Origin of the sequence: Kitasatospora sp. MMS16-BH015, from assembly GCF_002943525.1 — a bacterium.
Taxonomy (GTDB): Bacteria; Actinomycetota; Actinomycetes; order Streptomycetales; family Streptomycetaceae; genus Kitasatospora.
This window is the reverse complement of sequence record NZ_CP025394.1, coordinates 8,596,614-8,621,268: the sequence shown is the minus strand read 5'-3', so window position 1 is coordinate 8,621,268 and position 24,655 is coordinate 8,596,614. Positions and strand designations below refer to the sequence as shown.

The following is a 24,655-nucleotide window of genomic DNA, read 5'->3' as shown; positions in this document are numbered from 1 at the left end:
CACATCCACCAGGGCCGTAAGTTGCCCCGTAAAGGCCATGGCGGGCATCGATGCCATTCGACGCGCTTTCGACAGTGATGCCATGAAAGAAATGTGTCTCCCTGTACAGAGCCTTGCTGATCAGACGCCCCGTCATTACCGTCCAGCCAAGCGCTCCGACACCGCGCACCCTGGAATTCGGCAACCCGGTCCCACCACCAGACCGGGGCCGTGACAAATCCATCGCCGTCCTTGGAGGGACACATGAGATGGCAAACCCTTGAATCCATCATCGGCAAGCCGGCCCGGTTCGGTCGGCCCGCCCTGATCGCCGCCGTGATCGCCGGGTTCCTGAGTTTCGCGACTCCGGCGCAGGCCCAGGTGTACTCCACCTGCGACCAGTGGGGTCAGTACACCCAGGGCACCTGGACGGTCTACAACGACATCTGGGGCCAGAACCACGGCCCGCAGTGCCTGACCGTGAACAGCATCAAGTCCTGGTACGTCGATGCCGACCACTCCGGCGGCGGGGTCAAGTCCTACCCGAACACCGGGGTCCGGCCCCAGACGCCCCTGTCGCAGTTGAACTCGGCGGGCTTCTGGTACGACACGTCGTCGGCTCCCGTCGCCGGCGGTGACTGGTGGGACTGGACGAGCGATCTCTGGTCGACCGGCAACCAGGACGAGATCATGGTCTTCACCAGCTGGTCCGGCGCGACAGCCGGCGGCTGGGGAACGAAGATCGCGTCCAACGTGACCATCGGCGGTGTCCTCTACGCCTCGGTCTGGCAGGCCAGTCCCGGCTGGAACGTCCTGCAGCTCATCCCCGCCCGGCAGACCAACACCGGCACCGTCGACGCCTCGGCGGTCTGGCGCTGGGCCGCGTCGCTGCACCTCCTGCACAACACCACCTTCGACACGATGCAGTTCGGCATCGAGATCACCTCCACCAGCGGCGTGCAGAAGCGGTATTCGCTGAACGCCTACAGCGCCTGGTGGAGCAACACCTCCGGCGGCGGATCAACCATCTGATACTCCAGCCGTAGATCATGATCTTCATGCCTGATTCACGGCTTGTCGGCGGTAATGACTGACCTGGGCTCGGGCTTGGTGGCGGCGTCTCCAGTGGGACCAGCCGAGCCGGTGGGCCACCTCGTGGACCGACCGGATGACAATCGTGGTGAACAAGCACTGGATCTCGTTGCAGGTGAGCAGTATGAGGACATCGGATGCGGCCTGACGGGCGTGTTCGTCCGCACGGACGACGGCGAGGAATGCCTGGGCGAGCATGGCGAGGGTGACCCAGCGGGACCGGGACACGAAGCGGCGGACCTGGTGTTCTTCCAGTCCGGCCAGGCCCTTGGCGGACTGGAAGAACACCTCCACCCGCCACCTTGATCTCGCGACTCTCAGCAGCTCGGTAGTGGCACAGGGTGGGGCGAGTAGCAGCGGCAGTAGGCGAGTTCGCCCGTGCTGCGGTTGCGGCGGATCAGTAGCTGGTGGCTTCCGGGGCCGGAGTGGGCGACGTCGATCACGGCCCAGTCGTAGAAGCGGTTCGCCTTCGCGCGGGCCCCTGCGGGCAGCTTCTGCCAGGCCCGCTTCGGCAGCTTCTTGGTCAGAGTATCGGCTCGGAACTTCCCAGAACGGATGAGGACTTCGTGGGTCCGGGCGACGGCGAGCACATAGCCGCGGCCGCGTTCCTCCAGCACGGCCCGCGGCTTCGGGTTGTCGCCGTGGACCTCGTCCCCGGCGACCCACAGGGACCGGTGGCCAGCGTCCAGGAACCAACCGATCATACGGGCCGCCAGCTCCGGCTTGGTGGCAAACGCGGGCTCTGGTACGGCCACGAGGTCTGTCGCACACTTGCGGCGTACGACGGTTCCAGGCAACGGGCTCTTTCAGGCTCTGTGTGGGGGAAGCCGATGAAGTACGTACCGATCCTGCGCGGTAAGGCGGGCGAGTTGCTCGCGTTACGCAACATCAGCCCCGAGGTGCAGCGGGCTGTCCGGCCGGTCCTCGAAGTCGTGCCGGACGAGGAACTGCCCGACACCGTCCAGACCTTCGCCAGCCAAGTGGGCGAGAACCTGCCCAGGGACCTGGTCGTCGCCATCGACTGCGGCCGGTTGTGGGAGAACGGCACTGTCGGCACCGGGTTTCCCGGGCACGCCATGGGCTGGATCAGCACCTACCTGGCGCAGTGGCTCCACCGCATAATCCCCGTCTTCCGAACCACCGAACCGAGCGGCTCGCTCGAGGAGATCCGGCAGGTACAGCAGGCGCACGGGCAAGGGGGTTGCCTACGCATCGACCTGCGCGACCTACCGGACTCTCCGACCGCACTGACCTCCGTCGTCCGGGATGCCCTCGATGCCGTCGGCCTACCACCCGAGCAGGTGGACCTGGTCCTCGACACCGGCTTCCTCCCCTCCCCGCAGGCTGCGGCCCGCCTGGTCGGGCCCGCCCTCGGCGTGCTCGACTGGACGCGGGCGATGCCCTGGCGCCACCTCGCCCTCGCGGGCGGCGGCTTCCCGGCTTCGCTGCGGCACCTTCCACCGCACCTGGTCGCACCGGTGCACCGCCACGAGGCGGACCTGTGGCACCGGGTCGTCCGACGCCGGACGGGTCACCGGATCCCGGACTTCGGCGACTACGGCATCACCCACCCCGTGCCGCCCAACCGCGGCTGGCCCGGGCAGCCGAATCTCCGCTACACCGCCGGCAACGACTGGTACGTCGTCCGCGCCGCGACCAGAACCCGGACCGACGCCCTCCGACTGTGCCGGCAACTCACCGGCTCCCGGCATTGGAACAGCCGGCTCGACACCGAACCACCTTGGGGCGACGCCCAGATCCACCAGCGAGCAACCGGCGCCACCTCCCGTCCGGGGGGCCCGCGCGACTGGCGGGCCTGGGGCACCTCGCACCACCTCGCAGCGGTGACCCAGTCCGTCACCCGAGCAGGAGAGCCCTGAACATCCTTGCCCTGGCTGTAGAGCGGCACGACGGCGCCTCGGCCGCGGCGAAGAAGTCGCCCGGCTCCACGGTTCTACCGGCACTGGATCTGCTGGCTGAACGTACCGATCGGCCTGGCCCAGATCCCCTCGCCGCGGCAACCTTCCGCCGGTCGGCGGCAACCGGGAAGCGAACGGGTCTGCTCCCGCAGCTCCCGCCCCAGGAAGGAACAGCCCCTTGCCGGACGAGAAGCACCCCTCCCACCGCCGCCGCCGGAACCTCCGCCGCACGCTGGTCGCCGCCGCGGTGCTCGCCGTCGTGGGCGCCGCGGTGCCGCTGGTCGCCCAGGCCACGCTGACGCCGAAGCCCCGCACGCTGACCGTGGCCGCCGACGGCAGCGCCCGCTACCGCACGGTGCAGGCCGCCGTCGACGCCGCGCACCCCGGCGACCGGATCCGGATCGCCAAGGGCACCTACCACGAGGTGGTGAAGGTACCGGCGGGGAAGAGCGATTTGACCGTCACCGGCGCCACCGGCCACCCCGAGGACGTCGTCATCAGCTACGGGAACTCGGCGCGGACGGCCGGGCCCGGCGGCGGCCCGCTCGGCACCGAGGCCAGCGCCACCGCCACCTTCGCCGCCACCGGGCTGACGGTGGAGAACCTGACGGTGGAGAACACCTTCGACCGCGCTGCCGCCCTCGCGCACGGGCAGTCCGGCACCCAGGCCGTGGCCCTGGCGGCCGAGGGCGACCGGCAGGTCTTCCGCAACGACCGCATCCTCGGCCACCAGGACACCCTGCTCACCTGGTCCCCGTCCGCCACCGCGCAGACCCGCCAGTACTTCGTCGACGACTACGTCCGCGGCGACGTGGACATCGTCTTCGGCAACGCCACCGCCGTGCTCGACCACGCCGTCATCGAGGCGGAGGACGACGGCGCACCGGCCGGCGGGGTCAACGGCGCCCTCACCGCCGCCAACACCGAGGCCTCGCACAAGTACGGTCTGCTGATCACCGACAGCACCGTGCGCTCCACCGCCAAGGCCGGCACCTACTTCCTCGGCCGGCCCTGGCATCCGACGGCCTCCTCCCGCGCGCAGGTGGTGGTCCGCACCACCGAGCTGCCGGCCGCGGTCCGGGCGTCCACGCCGTGGAGCGACATGGACGGGTACGCCTGGCGCTCGGCCCGCCTGGACTCGTACGCCAACACCGGCCCTGGCGCCGCGACCGGCGCCGACAGCCCCCAGCTGAGCCAGGCGCAGGCGGCCGAGTTCACCGCCCGCGCCTACCTGGCGGGCAGCGACGGCTGGAACCCGGTCGGTCAGGCTCCCTCCGGCGGCTCCGGATCAGAGTCGGGCTCCGGCTCCCCAGCGCCGGTGCCGGTTCCGGTGCCCGCCGGCATGGCGACCGGCGACACCCGGCACGTCACCGAGCCCGTCCTGCCCGCCACCACCTGCGCCGACGTCCCGGCGCACCTGTCGATGCCCGGCCGCACGGCAGACCCGGCCGCCGAGACCACCCCGCCGGACACCGCACGGATCCAGCAGGCCCTGGACGGCTGCGCCCGGAGCGGCAGCGGTACGGTCGCGGTCCGCCTCCACGCCTCGGACACCACGCACAACGCTTTCCTGTCCGGTCCGCTGACGGTGCACCAGGGCGAGGTGCTGGTGCTGGACAGCGGCGTCACCCTGTTCGGATCACGCAAGCCCGCCGACTACCAGCTCTCCGGCAAGCCGGCCTGCGGCACCCTCGCCTCGTCGAGCGGGGGCTGCCGACCGCTGATCAGCGTCGCCGGGGCCAACGCCGGCATCGAGGCGGTCCGCGCCGCCGACGGCAGCCAGGGCCGGATCGACGGCCGGGGCGACCAGAGCATGCTGGGGACCGGCACCAGCTGGTGGCAGCTCGCCACCGACGCCCAGAAGGCCGGATCCAACCAGAACAACCCCAGGCTGATCCAGGCCGACAACTCCGACAACTTCACGCTTTACCACGTCGACCTGCTCAACTCGGCCAACTTCCACGTGGTCTACAACGGCGGCAACGGCTTCACCGCCTGGGGCGTCCGGATCAAGACCCCGGCCACCGCCCGGAACACCGACGGCATCGACCCGGCGGGCGCCACCAACGTCACCATCACCGACTCCTTCATCATGGACGGCGACGACGGCATAGCCATCAAGGCCGGCAGCAGGCCCAGCAGCAACATCACCGTCGCCGGCAACCACTTCTACGGCACCCACGGCATCTCCATCGGCAGCGAGACCACCAGTGGCGTGACCAACGTGCTCTTCCGCGACAACACCCTCACCGGCACCGACGCCCTCGGCAACGCCAGCGGCTCCAGCACCGGCCTCCGGATCAAGAGCTCCCCCGCCAACGGCGGCAAGGTCAGTGACGTCGGCTACCTGAACACCTGCCTGGACGCCGTCCGTGCCCCGCTCGTCCTCGACACCCACTACTCCGGCGGCAGCGGCTCCAACGCCCCCTGGTTCACCGGCATCACCGTCGACGGAGTCACCGCCACCCACTCCCCGAGCGGCGCCAAGTCCACCCTGGCCGGCCTGGACGACGCCCACCCGCTCGAACTCACCCTCAGGCGCGTCAACCTGGACATCACCGCCGCCACCTCGGCACACGCCAGGATCACCGTCGCGGGCAGCAACCTGACCCCGAGCGGCCCCGGGGTCACCGTCATCCGGGGGTCCAGCACGGGCACCGCACCCACCTGCGCCTTCCCCGCGTTCCCCGCCCCCTGAACGGGTAGCAACTGCTGCGGTCCGCGCCGTCCGGACGGTCTCTCGGTCGTCGCCGAAAGGCCGTCCGGCCGGCCTCCGCAGGAGGTCGACTTCTCTTCTCAGCAGGCTCGGTGAGCGGAAATCAGCTCGCGGTACCAGGCGTAGGACGCCTTCGGCGTCCGCCGCTGCGTCTCGAAGTCCACGTGCACCAACCCGAACCGCTGGTGGTAGCCCTCCGCCCACTCGAAGTTGTCCATCAACGACCAGGTGTAGTACCCGCGCACGTCCACCCCCTCGGCCACCGCCCGCGCCACCGCCTCCACGTGCCCGGCCAGGTAGTCGATCCGGAACCGGTCGTCCACCGCGCCGTCCGGGCCGACCTCGTCGGCCACCGAGCAGCCATTCTCCGTGATCGTCACCGGCGGCAGCGCCGCGCCGTACCGCTCCCGCAGACCCACCAGAAGCTCGCGCAGCCCGTCCGGCACCACCGGCCACCCGAAGGCCGTCCGCTCCACGCCCTCGATCGGCACGTCCGTGAACGGCAGCCCCTCGTCCACCGGAGCCGAAATCAGCGTCGGGTTGTAGTAGTTGACCCCAAGACCGTCCAACCCCGACCCCGAGATCACCGCCAGATCCCCCTCCCGCACGAACCCCTCCGTCTCCACCCCGAACGCCCCCAGATCCGGGTACCGCCCCAGCAGCAGCGGGTCCAGGAACAGCCGGTTGTGCAGGGCGTCGTACGCCTCCGCCGCCGCGACATCCGCCGGGTCCTGACTCGAAGGCCGCACCGGCGTCAGATTGTTCGCGATCAGCACCTGCCGCCCGTGCCCCCGCAGCACCTCGGCCGCCAACCCGTGCCCCAGCAGCTGGTGGTGGGCGGCGGGCAGCGCGTCGAGCATCATCGCCCGCCCCGGCGCGTGGATCCCCAGCGCGTACCCGTACACCATGTGCACGAAGGGCTCGTTCAGCGTGATCCAGGCCGGCACCCGATCCCCCAGCCGACCGACCACTGCCTCGGTGTACTCCGCGAACCGGTACGCCGTGTCCCGTGCCAGCCACCCGCCGCCCTCCTCCAGCTCCTGGGGCAGATCCCAGTGGAACAGCGTCGGCAGCGGCGTGATCCCCGCCGCCAGCAACTCGTCCACCAACCGCTCGTAGAAGTCCAGCCCGGCCGAGTTCACCGCCCCGCTCCCACCCGGCACCACCCGGGGCCAGGCCACCGAGAACCGGTACCCGTCCAGCCCCAACTCCCGCATCAGCGCCACGTCTTCGCGGTACCGGTGGTAGTGGTCACAGGCCACCGCCCCGGTGTGCCCGTCCTTCACCGCCCCGGGCCGCACCACGAACTCGTCCCAGATCGAGCGCCCGCGCCCGTCCTCCGCCACCGCGCCCTCGACCTGGTACGAGGCCGTCGAAACCCCCCACCGGAACCCCACCGGCAGCTCAAGTCGCTTCACCATGCCCAGACTCCTTCGAAACATGAGGATCACTCATGTTAACGACTGGCCGCCAAAACACCAGAGGCCGCCCGCGCCAAACGCCTGGCCCACGCGGCCGAGGACCTGCACAAGCGCCGGCGCGGAACCGGAGGACGGTTCTGCAGCACGGCGTCGAGGGCAGCTCACGGTCGGGGTGGGGGGCGACTACGCCGCCGAGGGGCACGAAGGATTCCCGGGCTCCTGCCTATTGCCCGGGGCGGGACGCCACCGTACTCTCTCCCAGCAGAGTGATACATCCGATGAATGATGCGGGAAGAGGGCCCAACCCTGGCCCTCTAGCCCACTCGCAACCAGTAGTTCTTAATTCATCGGATCACCTCCTCCCCTACCCGTGGACCGCGTCATGGCGGGCAGGCGGTCACCGTCGTCAGGACGGCCGGCCCGCGTCCGCCGAGTGTCCCGGCCACTCCTGAAGGAGCATCAATGTCGCTGTTTCGCCGCAAAGCCATCGGTTCTTACGGTGGGCTGGGAGCGGTCGGCGCGCTCATGTGCGCCGCGATATCCGTGGCTGGCCCGGCGGCCGCCACCACGCCGACCGTTCTGTACGCCTCACCCACCGGGTCCGGCAGCACCTGCTCGCTGAGCGCACCGTGCAGCCTGGACGGCGCCAAGGGCAAGGTCGAGACCCTGACCTCCGGTATGGCCGCCGACATCGACGTGTACCTGCGCGGCGGCACCTACCGGCTCTCCCAGGCCTTAAGCCTCGGGCCGGCCGACTCCGGGCAGAACGGCCACAAGGTCGCCTGGATCGGCTACCCCGGTGAGGTCCCCGTGCTGAGTGGCGCGGCCCAGGTCACCGGGTTCTCGCTCTTCGACAGCGCGAAGAACATCTACCGAGCCGCCGTGCCCGTCGGCACGCAGAGCCGCCAGCTGTTCGTCAACGGCGTGCGGGCCCAGCGCGCCCGCGGCCCGCTGAACCCGTCCGGCCTCACCCTTTCAGGCTCCAGCTTCACCACCGCCGACCCCTCGTACGCCTCGTTCACCAACGCCTCCTCGGTGGAGATCGTGAACAACAACGCCTGGAAGCAGATGCGCTGCCCGCTGGCGAGCATCACGACACCCAGCGGTGGCGGCTCCAGCCTCAACGTCGACCCGGCCTGCTTCACCGACAACAACACCTCGGTACCCAACCGGGGCTTCCCCTTCAACGGCGCTGGGCTGCCGAAGCTGACCACGATCAGCTACCTGGAGAACGCCTACCAACTGCTCGACACCCCCGGCGAGTTCTACCTCGACACCGCGGCGGGCCTCCTCTACTACGCTCCGCGCAGCGGTGAGAACCTCAGCACCGCCGACGTGGAACTGCCCACCACCGAGACGCTGTTGAACGTCAGCGGCACCCCCGGCCACCTCACTCCGGTCAACGACACGGACGCGTACCTCACCTACACCGGCTCCTGGAGCTACTCCGGTGGCCGTAACCTGGGCGACCTCTACAACGACGTGCACAGCGCCGCCGTCAACGGCGACTCGGTGAGCTACACCTTCACCGGTACCGGGATCGATGTGCTCTCGGAGACCAACAGCGACGAGGGCGGCTTCGACGTCTACGTCGACGGCACGAAGACGCAGAGCCTCTCGGCCGCCGGCTCCTCCCGGCTCGCCCAGCAGGTCGTCGCCTCCGTCAGCGGCCTGACGAAGGGCCGGCACACCGTCAAACTGGTCAAGACCGGCGGGACGAGCATGCTCCTCGACGGCTTCACCGTGGTGCCGGACACGATCACGCCCGCGCACGACATCACCTTCCAGGGCCTGACCTTCGCCTACAGCACCTGGATGCTGCCCTCCACGGCCGGCTACATCGACAACCAGGCCGCCGTGCTCTGGGATCCCAGCAACAACAACGCGCCCGTCCGGATCCCCGCCGCCGTCCAGGTCCACCGCGGCTCGAACATCACCTTCACCGGCGACGAGATCGCCCACACCGGCGGCACCGGCATCGACCTCGCCGACGGCACCCAGAACTCCACCATCACCGCCGGCTACATCCACGACACCTCCGGCGGCGGCGTCTCCGTCGGCGAGGTGGACGACTACTACCTCACCGACACCGGCCGGATGACCACCGGCGACACCGTCTCGCAGAACTGGATCGACCACGTCGGCCAGGACTACTCCGACGCGGTCGGCATCTGGGCCGGCTACACCCGCACCCTGACGATCTCGCACAACGACATCGGCCACACCCCCTACTCCGGCATGTCGGTCGGCTGGGGCTGGGGCTACGCCTCACCGTGCTCCATGCAGTCCGCCCAGGGCCTGCGCACCTGCGCCCACGGCACCATCTACGCCGGCGGCAACCAGATCCTGAACAACCACGTGCACGACGTGATGAACGTCCTCCACGACGGCGGCCCCATCTACACCAACGGCGGCCAGGGCAACGGAGGGGGCACCTCCCAGCCCCCGGGGGCTGGGGGAGGTTCGACCACCTCGGTGCTCGCGGGCAACCTGGTCGAGGTCGGCAACCACACCAACGTCATGCTGTACCAGGACGAGGGCAGCTCGTACTGGAACACCCACGACAACGTCATCCGCATCAACCCTCTCTACTGGATCGGCATGTGGACGCCGACCATCCACGACATCAACGTCCACGACAACTACTCCGACTCCGCCACCAACTCCATTCACGGCACCGACGTCACCTTCAACCAGGCCACGATCGTCTCCGGCGGTGCCTGGCCCACCGCCGCCCAGGCCGTCATTGCCGCCGCCGGCCCCGACGCCGCCCACCAGCCACTGACCGGCCGGATCGACGACGACTCCACCGCGATCTCCTACACCGGCGCCTGGACGGCGAACGGCAACCGCGGCGTCGGCGACTACGACGACGCCGTGCACGCCACGGGGACCAACGGTGACACCGCCTCGCTGACGTTCACCGGCACCGGCATCTCCGTCATCGGCGAGAAGAACACCGACCAGGGCCAGGTCGAGGTCTTCCTCGACGGCGCCTCCAAGGGCCTGATCGACACCAGCGCCACCACCCGCCAGGCCCAGGCGGTCGTCTACCGCACCAGCGGGCTGAGCGCGGGCAGCCACACCATCCAGTTCGTCAAGCGCAGCGGCACCTGGGCCACCCTGGACGGCTTCGAGGTCACCAGCGTGGCCAACGACACCGCCCCCTCCATCACCTACACCGGCAGCTCCTGGATCTCCTCCGCCAACCGCGGCCTCGGCGACTACCAGAACGACGTCCACGCCACCACGGCGAACGGCGACTCGGCCACCATCACCTTCACCGGGACCGGCATCAGCCTGGTCACCGAGACCAACTCCGACGAAGGCACCACCGTGGTCGCCCTCGACGGCGCCCCGCAGGGCACCGTCAACGCCTTCTCCACCACCCGCCAGGCCCAGCAGACCGTCTACACCGTGAGCGGCCTGCCGATCGGACGGCACGCCCTCACCCTGACCAAGACCGGGGGCAGCTGGCTCGTCGTCGACCGCTTCGACGTCCGCTGACGCACCACCTCCGCCCCGGACCGGGTCGGGATCGCGCCTCCGCCCCGACCCGGTCCAGTCACCTGGCCCCCATCCGCCCCGACCGCGGACTACGTCCCGGTGCGGTGGTGTCGGTGACCGGCGGCGGCACTGCCCTGCGGCTCGCGACCCGCGCCAATACTCGGGAACTGCCGGGCGCACCGAGAACTGCCAGATCGGCGTCTTCGCCGCCTACGCCACCAGCCGCGGCCACGCCCTGGTCGGCCGCGAGCTCTACCTGCCCAAGTCCTGGACCGACGACCGCGAACGATGCCAGGCCGCCCGCGTGCCGGACGAGCGCGCCTTCGCGACGAAGGGCGACCTGGCCCGCACCATGATCACGCGTGCGCCGGCCTCGCCCCTGCCCATCGCCTGGGTAACGGCCGGCTCCGCCTACGGTCAGGATTCCCACTTCCGCCGCTTCCTCGAAGACGCCCGACCTCGTGGACCTCACGCCGGCCGAGATTCGCCGTCTGCCGGCAGCTGGACCCCACCACTATTCTCCGGACCGCAGCCACGCAGTGACATAACCGCGATGGAGACGCCGCCACCAAGCGCACGCCCGCCGGTGTCACTACATGCGGCGCAGCCACCCGTGGATGGGAATGTCCGCCGCGAACCTCCTGATGCGCCGGATCCTGCCCGTCATCTCTCGCCGAGGCGAGCCCGACATTCGCGGCCTCGGCAAGCTTCGCCACGTCATCGAGCGGACCTTTGCCCTGCTGGGCGATCAGCAGCCGCTGCTGCTCCCCGCCCGAGCACTGCCCGATCGGCCGGTGCGCGTAGGCACTCGCACCGACCAACTCCACGACCTCGGCGACTCGTTCGCGCGCCGCCTTGCGCTTGGCGCGTCCCAGGCCTGGGACGGGGATCCCCCACAGATCCCCGTCCAGGCCCAGGCCCACCACATCCACCCCGCGAATGCGCACGCTCGCGTCGAAGCTGTGCCGCTGCGGCAGGTACCCCACGGCGGTGCTGTGCGCGCCGGGCTCCCCGCCCAGCACCCGCACCTCGCCTGCCGAAGCGGGCAACAGCCCGAGCAGCACCTTCACCAGGGTGGACTTCCCTACCCCGTTGGGGCCGAGCACGGCGGTGAACTCGCCTGCCCCGACGGTCAGATCGACACCCGACCAGAGTGTCCGCCCGCCGACCCTGACGGCGGCCCCCCGCAGTGCGAGCACCGGCTCGCCGCCCCCCGACGGCGGCTCGTGACGGCCCATGACGGCTCGGACCTTCTCGGTCGGGTGGATGCTCACTTGCCCGTCGCCGCCTTCAGCGCGTCGGCGATGCCCTGCAGCTGCTGGGCCTGCCAGTCCTGGAAGGTGGCGTTCGCCGGGGTGAGGGTCTCGGTCACGGTGGCGACCGGGATGCCCTGCTTCTTGGCCGCCTCGACCTGGGCGGCGATGTCCGGCGTGGAGTTCTGGGAGTTGTAGACGTAGACCTTGATCTGCTTGCCGCCGATCTGCTGGTCGATGGCCGCCTTGTCGGCGGCGGTCGGGTCGGTGCCCTCGCTCATCGCGTCCAGGAAGGTCTCCGGAGTCAGCATCTTCAGCCCGAGGCTCTCGGCGAGCGGGGTGACGATCGACTCCGAGGCGCCGATCGGGGTGCCCGCGTACCTGGCCTTGATGTCGGCTTCGAGCTGGTTGTACTTGGCCAGCGCCTTGGTACGGAAGGCCTGCTGCTGGGTGTCGAAGTAGGCGATGTCGGCCGGGTCCAGCTTCTTGTAGTCCTCGGTGATCCGGTCGATCACCTTCTCGACGCTCTCGGCCGAGTACCACTGGTGCGGGTTGTCGCCCTCCTTCTTGCCGAGCAGGTCGGCGACCTTCAGCGCCGTACGACCGGCGGCCGGGTTGGCGGCGAGCAGCTTGTCCGACCAGGCGTCGTAGCCGATGCCGTTGGTGATCGCGTAGTCGGCGCCCGCCACCGTCCGGCTGTCGGCGGCGGTGGGCTCGTAGGAGTGCGGGTCGGTGTCCGGGTTGGTGATGATGCTGGTGACCTTCACGTGGTCGCCGCCGAGCTGGGTGGCGATGCTGCCCCAGAAGTTCTCCGCCACGGCGACCTGGATCACCTTCGAACTCCCGCCGCTCGAACCGGCCGTGGACGGCGCGGCCTTGGACGAGGTGGAGCAGGCGCTGGTGGCCGTGAGGGCTATGACGCCAGCGGCTCCCAGCACGAGGCGGACGGGGTGTCTGCGGGCGGGGCGGGACGGGGCGGCGCGCATGGCAGGTGCTCCTCAGCTGCCCTTCGGGCCTGGGGACAGGCCCCTTTGGGGTGATGACCATCACGCCAGTCGGTAATGATTTTCAAAACCAGATACTTCGAGGCTGAGGTGAAAATCATTGCCAATCCTTGACCCCAGGGCCCTCGGGTGGAGCCGCCGATCCGCCCCGATCCGCCGTTGACCTCAGGGTTTGACGGTCAGCAACCCGCGCTCGTACGCGCGGACGAGGTTGCGCGGCACCAGGTGCTCCCGGCCCTCCACGGTGATCGGCACCAGCTGCGGCGCGCTCGCCTTCCACTGCGCCCGGCGGTGCCGCGTGTTGCTTCGGGACGTCTTGCGCTTGGGTACGGCCATGGCGGTTCTCCTCGTGAGTGGTTGTTGTTACGCGTGCGCGTGAGCGTCGTACGCGTCCCAGGCCGGGAACGGATCGTCGAGCAGGCGCCACAGGGCCGGACCGCCCGCCGCTTCGGCATCGGTGAGCAGGCAGGCGGCGAGCGCGGCGCTCAGCTCGTCCATGCGCAGGGCAGTGCCGATGAACACCAACTCCTGCCCGTGCTGGGGCTGTTCGTCGTCGAGGCCGCTCAGGGCCGTGGCGTCGGCGAGACCGGCCGCGCCGCCCGGCGCGGCGCGCACGCCGGAGGGCTCGAACCGGGCCACCGAACCGGCCTGGGACCACAGCGCGGTCACCGCCGGCCGCGACGCCAGCCGGCAGAACCCCTTCGAGCGCAGCACCGTGCCGAACTCCCCCGCGTCGAGTCGCTCGCTCACCAACTCCCAGAGCCGGCCCGGGTGGAACGGCCGCTCGGCCCGGAAGACCAGGCTGCCGATGCCGTACTCCTCCGTCTCCGGCACATGGTCGCCGTTGAGCTCGGCCACCCAGCCCGGGGCCTCCTGCGCCTTCGCCAGATCGAACAGCCCCGTGCCCAGCAACTCGGGCGGCGGCACCCGCCCACCGACCGCCCGGACGATCCGGGCCCCCGGGTTGAGCCGGCTGAGCGCTGCCACGAGCCGGTCCGCCTCGGCGGCGCTGACCAGGTCGGTCTTGTTCAGCACCAGCACGTCGGCGAACTCGACCTGGTCCATCAGGAGATCGCTGACGGTGCGTTCGTCGTCCTCGTACTGGTCGAGCCCACGGGCCGTCAGCTCGTCCCCGGCCCGCAGCTCGGGCAGGAAGTTGGCGGCGTCCACCACGGTGACCATGGTGTCCAGGCGGGCCACCTCGCCGAGGGTCGCACCGTCGTCGCGGGCGAAGGCGAAGGTGGCGGCGACCGGCATCGGCTCGGAGATGCCGCTGGACTCGATCAGCAGGTAGTCGAAGCGCCCCGCCCGGGCGAGGCGGTCCACCTCCTCCAGCAGGTCGTCCCGCAGCGTGCAGCAGATGCAGCCGTTGGTCATCTCGACCAGCCGCTCCTCGGTCCGCGACAGGGCTCCCCCGCCCTCGCGCACCAGCGCGGCGTCGATGTTGACCTCGCTCATGTCGTTGACGATGACCGCCACCCGCAGGCCGTCGCGGTTGTTCAGCAGGTGGTTGAGCAGTGTGGTCTTGCCCGCCCCGAGGAACCCGGAGAGGACCGTGACCGGAAGGCGGCCGCTCACCCGCCGGCCTTCGAGCCGCCGGACGCGTAGGGCAGCAGCGCCATCTCGCGCGCGTTCTTGATGGCGCGGGCCATCGCGCGCTGCTGCTGGACGGTGAGCCGGGTGACGCGGCGAAGGGGGCACCTCCCGGCCGAAGGCTGGGGGAGGATCTTGTCGCGGTCGGAGATGAACTTCCGCAGGAGGTTGGTGTCCTTGTAGTCGATGTACGTGATCCGTGCTTCGTGCAGGGGGTTGGGGCGCGGCTTGCGGTCGCGGCGGGCAGGGGCGATTCTGGTCATCATTCCCTTGTTTCCAGGTAGGTCTGACGGTTGATCAGGCGACGGGATCCAACAGTTCCTCGAAGGCGTCCGGCAGGGCCTTCCAACCGGTCTCCCCGGCGGCGAGTTCGGCGTCGGTGAGCAGGCAGGAGTCGAGCAGCTCGACGATCCCGTCCGCGTCCAACCCCTCGGCGGTGAAGCTCAGTTGCTGCACGCGGTCGCCGTGCACGGCATCCCAGTCGAGCGCCGCTGCGGCCCGCCGCACGGGCGGATAGAGCTCCCAGGCCGCGTCGGGCAGTGTCACCAGCCACGGGCCGCACTCCGCCACGGCCAGGTTGGCCCCCGCCGCGTCCCAGGCGAGCAGCAGATCGGGGCGGTTGGCGAGCCAGAACCTGCCCCGGCTGCGCTGGGCGGCGGGCACGAGCTGGTCGAGCGCCTCGTAGAGCCGCTCGGGGTGCAGTGGCCGGCGGCGCTCCCACACCAGGGTGGCCACCCCTGCCTCGTCGGCGGCCTGCGGCAGCAGGGCCAGCGCCGGGTTGACCCGGTCACGGGCGGCGGCCACCTCGAATCCGGCGCGCGCCGCGCCGGCCAGCGCGCGGCGGCCGAGCCGGACGAAGCGTGCCGTCGGATGGAGCTGGCGCAGCATGGCCAGGCCGGCGTGCAGCTCGGCGCTCCCGGCGGCCTCCGGCGAGGGTGCGACGGCCAGCAGGTCGGCGTACTCGATCTGGCAGGCCAGGGCCTCGGCGAGGGTGCGCTCGTCGTCGGCGCAGGTGTGCAGGCGGTGGTCGGAGAGCTGGTCCGAGACGGAGAGCTCGGGCACGACGCGCAGCGGGTCGACGGCGGTGACGACGCCGACCACCTCCAGCACCTCGTCCATCCGGCGGCCGCCCGCCTCGCCCTCCGCGATGACCTCGACCATCGGGTGCGGGTCGGTGCCGCCCCACAGCTCCACCACCGCCAGGCGGTGTCGGCCCGCCTCGGCGATCAGCAGCAGTTCGGGCAGCAGGTCCTCGCGCAGGGCGCAGCACGGGCAGTCGTTGGTGAGCGGCACGTGGGCCTGGCCGAGCAGGCCCGAGCCGTCCCGGACCAGCCGGTGCACGCGGCCCTCGTCGGCCGCCGTCAGGTCGTGGCGCAGGAGCACCGCGCCCTCGCAGCCGTCCAGCAGTTCCTGGACGGCCTGGCGGCGCGCGGCCTCGTGCAGGCCGCCCACGACCACCACCGGCAGCAGACTGGATTCGGGCACCGTTCTTCCTTTCTCGAGGTTCGGGGAGGTCGTGCCCCGGACCGCACGGACCGGGAGAGTGGTGCGGCCCGGGGCACGACCGGCTCAGGGCCTGTCCGGCCGATCACGTCGGATCAGCGGGCGTCGTTGGAGGGCCCCTCCTGCCCGTTGGCGGGCAAGGAGGGCGCGTGCATCGGCGGCGCCGAGGAGGGAGTCCATGCGGAGCATCGGCGACCGACGAGAAGCCGTCGAAGGGCCCCTCCTGCCCGATGCCGGGCAAGGAGGGCGCGTGCCCCGGCGGCGCCCGCCCGGCGTGATCGGCCGGACAGGCCCGGGGGGCTACCAGCTGGCCTTGCGGACACCCGGCAGGTACCCGGCGTGCGCCTGCTGTCGAACCCCGATCCGGGAGAGGCCGAAGGCGCGCAGGTAGCCGCGCGGGCGGCCGTCGACGGAGTCGCGGTTGCGCACCCGGGTGGCGCTGGCGTCGCGCGGCTGGCGCTGCAACTCCGCCTGCGCGGCGAGGCGCTCCGCCGGGTCGGCGGTGGTTGAGGCGATGAGCCTCTTCAGCACCGCCCGGCGCGCGGCGTAGCGGGCCACGACGACCCGGCGCTGTTCGTTCTTGGCGATCTTGCTGCGCTTGGCCATCAGACCTTCTCCCCACGGGCGCGGATCCGGGCGACCGCCGCCTCGACGCCGATCAGGTCGACGGTCTTCAGGCCCTTGGCGCTGAGCGTCAGCCGCACGTGGCGGCCCTCGCTCGCCAGCCAGTAGCGCTTGCGCTGGACGTTCGGGTCGAACCGGCGCCTGGTGCGGCGGTGCGAGTGCGAGATCGCGTTGCCGAACCCGGGCTTTCGGCCGGTGAGTTGGCAGTGGGCGGACATGGCGGCTCCGAGTCAGGAGGGATGCGGGCGGGCGGCGGACGGGAATGCCGCGTCGGCCGTCGGCGTTGGGCCTGACAGTACACTAGATGAAAACGAAAACCATTACGCTATGGTGAGGCCGACCCACACCGACCACACCAGGGAGGACACCGATGGCCCGCAACGACCTGCGCCCGATCATCAAGCTCCGCTCCACCGCCGGCACCGGCTACACCTACGCGACCCGCAAGAACCGCCGCAACGACCCCGACCGGCTGGTGCTGCGCAAGTACGACCCCGCAGCCCGCGCACACGTCGACTTCCGCGAAGAGCGCTGACCAGCCCCGCACCCCTCCAGGAGGCACCATGAAGCCCGGCATCCACCCCGCCTACCGCCCCGTCGTCTTCCGCGACAAGGCCGGCGACCTCGCCTTCCTCACCCGGTCCACCGCCACCAGCGAGAAGACCGTGGAGTGGGAGGACGGCAACACCTACCCCGTGATCGACGTCGAGATCTCCTCCGCCAGCCACCCCTTCTACACCGGCAACGCCCGCGTCCTCGACACCGCCGGCCGCGTCGAACGCTTCCAGCGCCGCTACGGCCTCACCACCCCTCGGCCCGACGCCACGAGCTGACCGGCCACCATCCGACAAGAGGGGCCGGCCCACATCCCACGGGAGGGCCGGCCCCAAGCCGGCACCGGCCGGCGCGTGGATCCAGCTCGCCCTCGGCGCAGGAGTCTGCGTGATCGTGCGCGGAGAGTGCACGGATCGAACGCGCGCGGGAGGCGGCGGGGCCCTCACCCCGGGTCGGCCGTCGGCTTGAACGGGGCCGACCTGCGCCACGGTGGCCGGGCCTCGCGAGTTCAACTATCTGACAAGCCTTCAGGCAGGCGCGCAGACGGGCGAAGGCGGAGTCGCCGACCCAGCCGCTGCGCATCACCTCGGCGGTGAAGGCGGCTCACCGCGGTGTCGAACCGGACCGGGGTGACCAGGTGCAGCCCGAGCAGCGCGACCAGAGCGTCCTCGTCGCGGTGGAACCGGCCGAGGATCGGCGAGTACACCGGCACCCGGGTACGCCCACGCCGAGGCCGCCGTCCAGGAGGCCCTCACCGAGGCCCTCCGCGGCCGCACCGCCCTGGTCATCGCCCACCGCCTGGCCACCGTCCGCACCGCGGACCGGATCCTCCTCCTCGACGCCGGCGAGGTGGTCGAATCCGGCACCCACCAGGCCCTGTTGGCCGCCGACGGGGCGTACGCCCGCCTCTACCGCGCCCAGTACGCCGAGGCCCGCTGAGCACGTCTGCGGTCGAGCGGACAACGGCCGACCTCGCCGTCCGGGCCGTTCGGCGGCGCGTCAGCGGCCTCGTACCGGGCTCAGCCCCGGACCGCCAGGTGCCGGAGCGCCGAGCGGGCGGCGCCGTAGCCGCACATGCCGTGCACCCCCGGCCCCGGCGGGGTGGCCGCCGAGCAGAGGTAGACCCCGGGGATGCCGGTGGCGTACGGGTCGAGGGCGGCCCTGGGGCGCAGCAGCAGTTGGCGGGCGGTGTTGGCGCCGGTGAGGATGTCGCCGCCGACGAAGTTCGGGTTGTCGGCGGCCAGTTGGGCCGGTCCGCTGACCGTCTGCGCGAGGATCCGCTCCCGGGTGCCCGGGGCGAACCGCTCCAACTGGGCGAGCACCGCCTCGGTCGCGTCGCCGCGCCAGCCGCTCGGCACGTGCGCGTAGGCCCAGACCGGGTGCACCGAGCCCGCCGACCGGCCGGGGTCGGCCAGGTACTGCTGCGACACCAGCACGAACGGCCGCTCCGGCATCCGCCCCTGCGCGATGGCCCGCTCGGCGTGCCCGATCTCCGCGAGCGTGCCGCCGAGGTGCACGGTGCCGGCCCGGCGGCAGGCCTCGTCCCGCCACGGGATGCCGCCCTCCATCGCGAGGTCGAGCTTGAACGCGCCCGGGCCGTGCTGCCACCGGGCGTACGCCCGGGCCGTCCGCGCGGGCAGTCGGCTGCCGCAGACCGCGTGCGCCTCCCGCGGCGCCAGATCGAGCAACACCGCTGCGCCGGGCGGCAGTTCGGTCAGGGAGCGGACCCGTACCCCCGTCTCCACCCGCCCGCCGAGCTCCCGCAGCCGGGCGGCCAGCGCCTCGGCCACGGCCTGCGAACCGCCCTGCGCGACCGGCCAGCCGTGCCGGTGCCCGGCCGCGAGCAGCAGCAGGCCGATCGCACCGCTCCCGAGGGCTCCCAGCGGCCGGACGGCGTGCGCGGCCGTGCCCGCGAAGAGCGCGCGGGCCTGCGGGGTGCGCCAGGCGGCCCGGGCCAGGGCGGCGGCGGGCGGCGCCGCCCGCAGGGCGAGGCGCAGCAGCGGCCCGGGGTGCGCGGGCAGGTGCAGGGGCGGGCGCATGACCTCCTCGGCCAGCGCGTCGAACTCGGCGGCCAGCGGCCCGAACACCCGCCGCCAGGCCGCTCCGTCCGCTCCCAGACCTGCCACCGTGCGCTCGATCGATTGGTGCAGCACGCCCGGCTCGCCCTGGTTGAGCGGGTGGGCGAGGTCCACCTCGGGCCGGCGCCAGCGCAGCCCGTGCCGCTCCAGGTCGAGCGAGCGCAGGAACGGCGAGGCGAGCGCCATCGGATGCACGGCGGCGCAGTGGTCGTGCAACAGGCCGGGCAGCGTCAGCTCGCCGCTGCGGGTGCCGCCGCCGATGGTGGCCGCCTGTTCGAGCACGGTGACGGCCACCCCCTCCCGGGCCAGCGCCACGGCGGCGGCCAGCCCGTTCGGCCCGGCCCCGACCACCACGGCCTCAGCCACGGGACACGACCCGGCGCAGGTACTCGGGCCCGGGCGAGCCGAGGCCGGTGGCCAGGTCGTAGCCGCGCGCGGCGGGCAGCCCGATGTCCTGGCCGAGGGTGTAGAGCAGGTCGTGCAGCTCGGGGTCGGCGGCGCCGGTGTCCTGCACGACGGTCAGCGGCGCCGCTCCGGCCGCGGCGGGCTGCTCGGTGACGTCGTGGAAGGCGCCCGTCCCGGCCAGCGAGTACAGCAGCGGGTTGGCGAAGCCGAGGGTGCGGCCGGCGGCCTGCTCGGCGTCGGCCTGCAACGCCGCGAAGCCCGGGGCGGCGGCGGAGGTGCCGCCGAAGCCGACCAGGTGGAAGGCGCCGCCGAAGGTGTAGCCGACCAGCACCGGCAGGGCCGCGTCGCCGCTGAGCGCCACGTCGGGGGTGGCCCGGTGGCCGTGCGCGAGCGCGCCGGGCACCCGGCCCCGCTGGTACCAGGGCTGCGGGAAGTCGCTGGGGCCACCGCCCCCGCCGAAGGCGAACACGCCGGGCAGCGGCGCCCAGTCTCCCGCGCCGCCGGGCCGCACCGACACCGCGTCACCCATGCTGGTCTCCCAGACGTACCCGCCCTTGGGGTCGGTGGCCAGCGTGGTGGCGCCCACCGAGGTGACCCACGGGTCGCCGCTCGGGAAGTCGGCCTGGGCGGCCGTGGTCTTCGGGTCGCAGTTGATGCCGGTCTCGGCGGCGGCCGGGGAGGAGTCCCCGCAGTCGCCGGAGGCGAAGTACACGCCGATGCCCTCGGCGGCGGCCTGCTGGAAGAGCATGTCCCAGGCGGCGACCAGACCCGGGGTGAGGTGGCCGGGCGAGGAGTGCACGATCTCGGCCCAGGAGTTGGAGATCAGGTCGGCCGAGCGGGTGTCCACGACCCCGGCCTCGGCGGCCATCAGGTCGGCGTCCTCGCAGGAGGCCGCGCCGACGTAGTGGATGTCCGCGTCGGGCGCGTATGCGTGCACCATCTCCACGTCCAGGGCCTGCTCGCCCGCCCAGGAGGCCGGCGGCGCGCAGGCCGGGCTCACCTTCCAGGAGCTCTGGTCGACCGTCTCCCGGTACTGGCCGGGCCGCAGCGGGCGGTCGCCCACGGCCCGGGCGAACCGCTCGGCGTCCGCCGCCATCACCGGTGATCCGTAGGCGCCCACGATCGCCACGGTGCGCCCCTTGCCGGTGGCGCCCGCCGGTGCCGCGCCGTAGGCCTTGCGCAGTTGGGCGGGGGTGTACGGGCAGGTGGTGTACGCGACCGGGTGCCCGTGGGCGGGCGGCAGACCGGTGGCGGGCAGCTGTCCGAAGGCGGCCGAGCAGTGGGCGGCGGGGCCGGGGGCGGCCGCCGGGTCGGCGAGCACCACGCTGCGGTGCGAGGCCGGGTCGGCGGCGGCCGGGGCGGTGAGCCCGTCGAGGGCGATCACCTGGCCGGCCAGGGCGGCGGGCACGCTCGCCGCCTGCGCCGGGGCCTGGGCCGGGCCCCAGGCGGTGCGGTACCGGTGCACGGTGGTCCCCAGTGCCCGGCCGAGCGCGGTGGCCGGGCCGCTGACCTGCAGGTAGTGCGGGGTGGTGGCGGTGACGGTCAGCCCGGCGCCGGTCAGCCAGCGGGTGAGTGCGCGCACTTGACCCGGGGTCAGGGCGAAGCGCTGCCGGTACTGCTCCGGGGTGAGGAAGCGGCCGTAGCTGCGGCTGCGCGGGTCGGTGACCTCGCGCAGGAAGGCGGTCAGCGCGGCCGGGTCGCGGGGGCCGAGGTAGAGCCGGGCGGTGAGAGTCTGCTGCCCGGGTACGGCACCGAGGTCGTTGTCGGCGGTGGCGTAGGCGGGCTGCGAGCCGGCCAGCGCGGTGCGGCCGTCCTCGGCCCGGGCGGCGCCCGCCGCCGCCACCACGAGGGTGCCGGCCAGGGCGGCGGCGGTGAGCGAGGGCAGGGTGGTCCGACGAGTCGTCACAGGGAGAGCTTTCTGGGGTTGGAGGTCAGCCGCGCACGGTGTGGCCGCCTACGGTGCGGCCGTGCACGGTACGGCCGCGGTGCAGGCCGCCGGTGATCCCGGTGAAGCGCAGGTCCAGGCCGAGCCCGGCCCGCTCCGCGTGCAGGTGCAGGTGGGGTTCGGTGCTGTTGCCGGAGTTGCCGACCTCGCCGAGCAGCTCACCCGCTGCCACCGCCTGGCCCGCCGTCACCCGCACCGAGCCGGGCCGCAGGTGGGCGAGCTTCACCAGCACCCCGTCGGCCGTCTCGATGAAGACGTGGTTCCCGTAGGCCGGGGCGTACCGCAGGGTGCCGGGGCGCTGGTCCTCGATGCCGTCCACGGCCGCGACCACCACTCCGGCGCAGGGGGCGAACACCTGCTCCCCGTACGCCGGGTAGTGCTCCGGCTCGCGGCGCGGGCCGCCGGAGCCGGTCCGCACCAGGTCGAGCGCGCCCCGCTGTTCGGGGTGCCCGGCGTGGTGGTTGAGGCTGCGACCACCACCCTGGACGATGTACCAGCTGCCGCGCAGCGGGAAGTGGTACTCCCCCGCCGGTGCACCCCACCGGTGCCGGCGGGCTCGGGCCAGCCCTATCACGGCCACGCCCAACAAGCCGGCCCCGACCGCGAGTTCGGTCCAGCTGTCGCCGACCGGGAGGCGGGGCAGGCGCCAGGCCGAGGCGAGGCCGAGCAGCGCCACCGCCTCCACCGGGCGGCGGCTCCACCAGGGCTCGGCGGCCGGGGCGTTCCACCCCTCGAAGAGCAGCAGGCCGAAGCCGAGGGAGAGCACCGCGCCGCCCCAGGAGGTCAGCTGGCCGACGCCCCAGCAGGCGGCGGCCAGCCAGCCCACGAGCAGCAGCCAGAAGACCCGGGCCAGCTGGATCTGCCAGCCGGCCGGCATCTCCCGGCGGCCACTGCGGGCCGGGGCGATCCGCAGGTCGGCGAGCCGCCCCTCGGCGTCCAGCCGTGCCCAGGCGAGCACCCGGCCCGCCGGGCCGAGCACGGCCAGGCCGCCGGGGTCGTCCACCACGTCCTGCACGCCGCCGACCCGGGCCGCGGTGGCCTCGACGATGGCGCGCAGCCGCTCCGCGCCCACCGCGGCGATCGGAGCCGGTGCGAGCTCCGGCCACCGCTCGGGCCCGGCTGCCAGGAAGTCGCGCAGGGCGGCGGCCTGCGCGGCCCGGTCGGGCGTGGGCCCGCCGCTTCCGTCAGGCGTGGGCACGCTGCTCCGGTCGGGCACGGGCCCGCCGCTTCCGTCAGGCGTGGGCACGCCGCTCCGGTCGGGCACGGGCCCGCCGCTTCCGTCAGGCGTGGGCACGCCGCTCCGGTCGGGCACGGGCCCGCCGCTTCCGTCAGGCGTGGGCATGCTGCTCCTCCCCCACCCGAGCCGCACCCGCCGCCGGCCGGGCCGAGCCCGCCACCGGGGCCGGCCGGGCCGACCACCGTTCCTTGAACCGGACAGCGCGCCGGTACATCGCCCGGTAGTCCTCGTCGCGCAGGCAGGCGCAGTCCGCGCCGATCATCAGCAGGCCGAAGCAGACCAGGCCCATGAAGGCCATGATGCCCAGGTGCATCGCCTCGATCGCCAGGGTGTTGGCCTTGCGGATCCACGCCCGGGAGGAGAGCACGGCGAACGGGAAGGCCAGCTCGGTGAAGACGGTGAAGTAGCAGACGGCCGTGCCCAGGAAGGCGCTGCCCATCAGCTGGGCGTAGGTGTCGGACATCTGGAAGCCCGAGATCCGGCTGATGTAGTACATGGCCGCGCCGTCCTGCCACACCGCGCCGGTGACCTTCCAGTACCCGGCCATCAGGTAGAGCACCGAGGTCTGGAAGACCACGAGGTAGGCGGCCAGGTTGTGCACGGCCGTGCCGACGGTGGGCCTGGCCTGCTCCCGCAGCCGTGCGCGGCGGGCCTTGGCGCCCGGGGCGAAGTAGCCGTTGCTCACGGTGAACGCCAGGAAGATGATCAGGATCTGGGCGAGGTTGTCGCCGCCCTCCAGGACGTCCTGGTTGCGGTAGTGCAGCGACCACATCAGCACGGCCTGGGCCACCGTCAGGGCCCGTCCGCCGAAGACCGCGAAGGCGACCGAGACCAGGATCACCAGGTGGAAGAGCAGCTCGAACCAGAGCTGCGAGTGGCTCACCAGGAAGAGCGAGAACCCCCACTCCGGCAGCGCCTTGCTCGCCACCTCGGCCGAGTGGAACGAATCGGGCCCCCAGAGGAACTGCCGCCGGTCGTAGTCGGCCAGGCAGTACAGCACGGTCGCGACGCCGATCACGATGCGCAGCAGCGCGAGCCCGACCAGGCGGTGTTCGCGGAGCGCCAGGCGGAGCAGGGCCCGGTCCAGGCGCCGGGTCAGTCGCTGGGTCAGTCGCCGGGTCGGTCGCCGGGTCGGTCGCTTCACCGGGCCACCCCCGGGACGTAGTCCAGCCAGGAGGTCTCCAGCTGGGCCTCCACCGGCTCCACCGGCTGCGGGCTCGCGTAGCGGGCCGAGAACGGCACGATGGCCTGGTGCTTGAACGTCGCCTTCACGGCCATGATCTGGTCTCCGGGGTAGAGCGAGGCGGCCCGGGCCGAGAAGAATCGCCGCATTTCGAGGAAGTTGTTGGCGAAATCCTGGTCCAGGTCCGTCTGCGCGGCGGCCCGCTGGTCTTCGGGGAGCTTCTTGATGTTCGTCGCCCGTTCCGCGTACTTCTGGGCGGTTTCGTTGAATGCGAGCAGTACGCCGGGGATTTTGGTCGGATTGACCCGGAATTCCAGCGGCGCCCGGTCGATGGCCTGCTCGATCTCGACCGGTGAGGTCTCCACCACCTGGCCGGAGGCCAGCTTCAGCCGGGCCTCCAGGTAGATCATCGAGTTGCTGTTGCCCGGCGTGGGGCCGAACAGCTGCCAGTCCTGCCAGAAGTACGGCTCCATCACCCGGGTCACCGGCCCGAGCACCCGGTTGCGGGCCGGCGAGGGCGGGGCGTTGTAGACGGCGCAGGCGGCGGTGTACAGCACCACCGGTACCAGGGCGAGGAGGATCAGGGCACGCACCCGCGCGGGCACGGGTGGCCCACTGGCTACCATGTCCCCTTCACGGGC

At 72.1% G+C, this 24,655-nt stretch carries 20 protein-coding genes and 3 pseudogenes; 8 read left to right on the top strand and 15 right to left on the bottom strand.

Annotated elements, in window-relative coordinates; genetic code table 11:
- Positions 1-243: 243 nt before the first annotated feature.
- Positions 244-1,011 (top strand): hypothetical protein, encoded by a 768-nt coding sequence (locus CFP65_RS37100; RefSeq protein ID WP_104820287.1) that lies wholly within the window; start codon positions 244-246, stop codon positions 1,009-1,011.
- Between the two features lie 24 nt (positions 1,012-1,035).
- Here CFP65_RS37100 and CFP65_RS41625 read toward each other — a convergent pair.
- Positions 1,036-1,805 (bottom strand): annotated as a pseudogene (locus CFP65_RS41625) (IS701 family transposase); the annotation flags it as partial.
- Between the two features lie 96 nt (positions 1,806-1,901).
- On the opposite strand from CFP65_RS41625, the gene CFP65_RS37090 reads away from it, so the two are divergent.
- Complete coding sequence (locus CFP65_RS37090; protein WP_104820286.1) at positions 1,902-2,951, top strand: beta family protein; 1,050 nt, start codon at positions 1,902-1,904, stop codon at positions 2,949-2,951.
- Between the two features lie 217 nt (positions 2,952-3,168).
- Positions 3,169-5,688, top strand: coding sequence for a pectinesterase family protein (locus tag CFP65_RS37085; protein ID WP_104820285.1), 2,520 nt, complete (start codon positions 3,169-3,171; stop codon positions 5,686-5,688).
- Between the two features lie 98 nt (positions 5,689-5,786).
- On the opposite strand, the gene CFP65_RS37080 is transcribed toward CFP65_RS37085, so the two are convergent.
- On the bottom strand, positions 5,787-7,127 hold the full coding sequence (locus CFP65_RS37080) for a GH1 family beta-glucosidase (protein WP_104820284.1): 1,341 nt from the start codon (positions 7,125-7,127) through the stop codon (positions 5,787-5,789).
- A 525-nt stretch (positions 7,128-7,652) separates the two neighbouring features.
- On the opposite strand from CFP65_RS37080, the gene CFP65_RS37075 reads away from it, so the two are divergent.
- Positions 7,653-10,634 carry a hypothetical protein gene (locus CFP65_RS37075; protein ID WP_158702559.1) on the top strand — a complete coding sequence of 994 codons (2,982 nt, stop codon included), beginning with the start codon at positions 7,653-7,655 and terminating at the stop codon, positions 10,632-10,634.
- Positions 10,635-10,785: 151 nt separating this feature from the next.
- Positions 10,786-11,085 (top strand): annotated as a pseudogene (locus tag CFP65_RS37070) (transposase); the annotation flags it as partial.
- Here the strand turns inward: CFP65_RS37070 and CFP65_RS41620 are convergent.
- The 8 genes from CFP65_RS41620 to rpmB form a co-directional block, all read right to left on the bottom strand.
- The gene (locus CFP65_RS41620) at positions 10,991-11,908 is read right to left on the bottom strand and encodes a metal ABC transporter ATP-binding protein (RefSeq protein WP_254552763.1); all 918 of its coding nucleotides are present in this window, start codon (positions 11,906-11,908) and stop codon (positions 10,991-10,993) included. The pseudogene CFP65_RS37070 and the gene CFP65_RS41620 sit on opposite strands and share 95 nt — an antisense overlap.
- The gene (locus tag CFP65_RS37060) at positions 11,905-12,873 is read right to left on the bottom strand and encodes a metal ABC transporter solute-binding protein, Zn/Mn family (RefSeq protein ID WP_104820282.1); all 969 of its coding nucleotides are present in this window, start codon (positions 12,871-12,873) and stop codon (positions 11,905-11,907) included. The genes CFP65_RS41620 and CFP65_RS37060 overlap by 4 nt, the downstream gene beginning before the upstream one ends.
- 183 nt (positions 12,874-13,056) lie before the next feature.
- Positions 13,057-13,227 carry a 50S ribosomal protein L32 gene (rpmF, locus tag CFP65_RS37055; RefSeq protein WP_104820281.1) on the bottom strand — a complete coding sequence of 57 codons (171 nt, stop codon included), beginning with the start codon at positions 13,225-13,227 and terminating at the stop codon, positions 13,057-13,059.
- 27 nt (positions 13,228-13,254) lie between these two features.
- Entirely contained in the window at positions 13,255-14,469 is a 1,215-nt protein-coding gene (locus CFP65_RS37050) for a GTP-binding protein (protein ID WP_104820280.1), read from the bottom strand.
- The gene (gene rpsR, locus CFP65_RS37045; protein ID WP_104821398.1) at positions 14,466-14,747 is read right to left on the bottom strand and encodes a 30S ribosomal protein S18; all 282 of its coding nucleotides are present in this window, start codon (positions 14,745-14,747) and stop codon (positions 14,466-14,468) included. Before rpsR ends, CFP65_RS37050 begins: the two co-directional genes overlap by 4 nt.
- Positions 14,748-14,781: 34 nt before the next feature.
- Positions 14,782-15,969: a GTP-binding protein gene (locus tag CFP65_RS37040; RefSeq protein WP_104820279.1), complete on the bottom strand. Its 1,188-nt coding sequence runs from the start codon at positions 15,967-15,969 to the stop codon at positions 14,782-14,784.
- A gap of 318 nt (positions 15,970-16,287) precedes the next feature.
- The gene (gene rpsN / locus CFP65_RS37035; protein ID WP_104820278.1) at positions 16,288-16,593 is read right to left on the bottom strand and encodes a 30S ribosomal protein S14; all 306 of its coding nucleotides are present in this window, start codon (positions 16,591-16,593) and stop codon (positions 16,288-16,290) included.
- Positions 16,593-16,829 carry a 50S ribosomal protein L28 gene (gene rpmB / locus CFP65_RS37030; protein WP_104820277.1) on the bottom strand — a complete coding sequence of 79 codons (237 nt, stop codon included), beginning with the start codon at positions 16,827-16,829 and terminating at the stop codon, positions 16,593-16,595. Before rpmB ends, rpsN begins: the two co-directional genes overlap by 1 nt.
- Before the next feature lie 152 nt (positions 16,830-16,981).
- Here rpmB and rpmG point away from each other — a divergent pair, with 152 nt between their 5' ends.
- The 3 genes and pseudogenes from rpmG to CFP65_RS42290 form a co-directional block, all read left to right on the top strand.
- The gene (gene rpmG / locus CFP65_RS37025) at positions 16,982-17,146 is read left to right on the top strand and encodes a 50S ribosomal protein L33 (RefSeq protein WP_104820276.1); all 165 of its coding nucleotides are present in this window, start codon (positions 16,982-16,984) and stop codon (positions 17,144-17,146) included.
- 28 nt (positions 17,147-17,174) lie between these two features.
- Positions 17,175-17,444 carry a type B 50S ribosomal protein L31 gene (locus tag CFP65_RS37020; RefSeq protein ID WP_104820275.1) on the top strand — a complete coding sequence of 90 codons (270 nt, stop codon included), beginning with the start codon at positions 17,175-17,177 and terminating at the stop codon, positions 17,442-17,444.
- Between the two features lie 448 nt (positions 17,445-17,892).
- Positions 17,893-18,105: pseudogene (locus CFP65_RS42290) on the top strand (ABC transporter ATP-binding protein); the annotation flags it as partial.
- Between the two features lie 80 nt (positions 18,106-18,185).
- Here CFP65_RS42290 and CFP65_RS37010 read toward each other — a convergent pair.
- The 5 genes from CFP65_RS37010 to CFP65_RS36990 all read right to left on the bottom strand — a co-directional run bounded on the left by CFP65_RS37010 (position 18,186) and on the right by CFP65_RS36990 (position 24,607).
- The gene (locus CFP65_RS37010) at positions 18,186-19,610 is read right to left on the bottom strand and encodes an NAD(P)/FAD-dependent oxidoreductase (protein WP_104820274.1); all 1,425 of its coding nucleotides are present in this window, start codon (positions 19,608-19,610) and stop codon (positions 18,186-18,188) included.
- Positions 19,603-21,555 carry a protease pro-enzyme activation domain-containing protein gene (locus CFP65_RS37005; protein ID WP_104820273.1) on the bottom strand — a complete coding sequence of 651 codons (1,953 nt, stop codon included), beginning with the start codon at positions 21,553-21,555 and terminating at the stop codon, positions 19,603-19,605. Before CFP65_RS37005 ends, CFP65_RS37010 begins: the two co-directional genes overlap by 8 nt.
- A gap of 25 nt (positions 21,556-21,580) precedes the next feature.
- On the bottom strand, positions 21,581-22,792 hold the full coding sequence (locus CFP65_RS37000; RefSeq protein ID WP_158702558.1) for a M23 family metallopeptidase: 1,212 nt from the start codon (positions 22,790-22,792) through the stop codon (positions 21,581-21,583).
- A 130-nt stretch (positions 22,793-22,922) separates the two neighbouring features.
- Complete coding sequence (locus CFP65_RS36995; RefSeq protein ID WP_104820271.1) at positions 22,923-23,975, bottom strand: hypothetical protein; 1,053 nt, start codon at positions 23,973-23,975, stop codon at positions 22,923-22,925.
- On the bottom strand, positions 23,972-24,607 hold the full coding sequence (locus CFP65_RS36990; protein ID WP_158702557.1) for a DUF5819 family protein: 636 nt from the start codon (positions 24,605-24,607) through the stop codon (positions 23,972-23,974). The genes CFP65_RS36995 and CFP65_RS36990 overlap by 4 nt, the downstream gene beginning before the upstream one ends.
- Positions 24,608-24,655 lie beyond the last annotated feature (48 nt).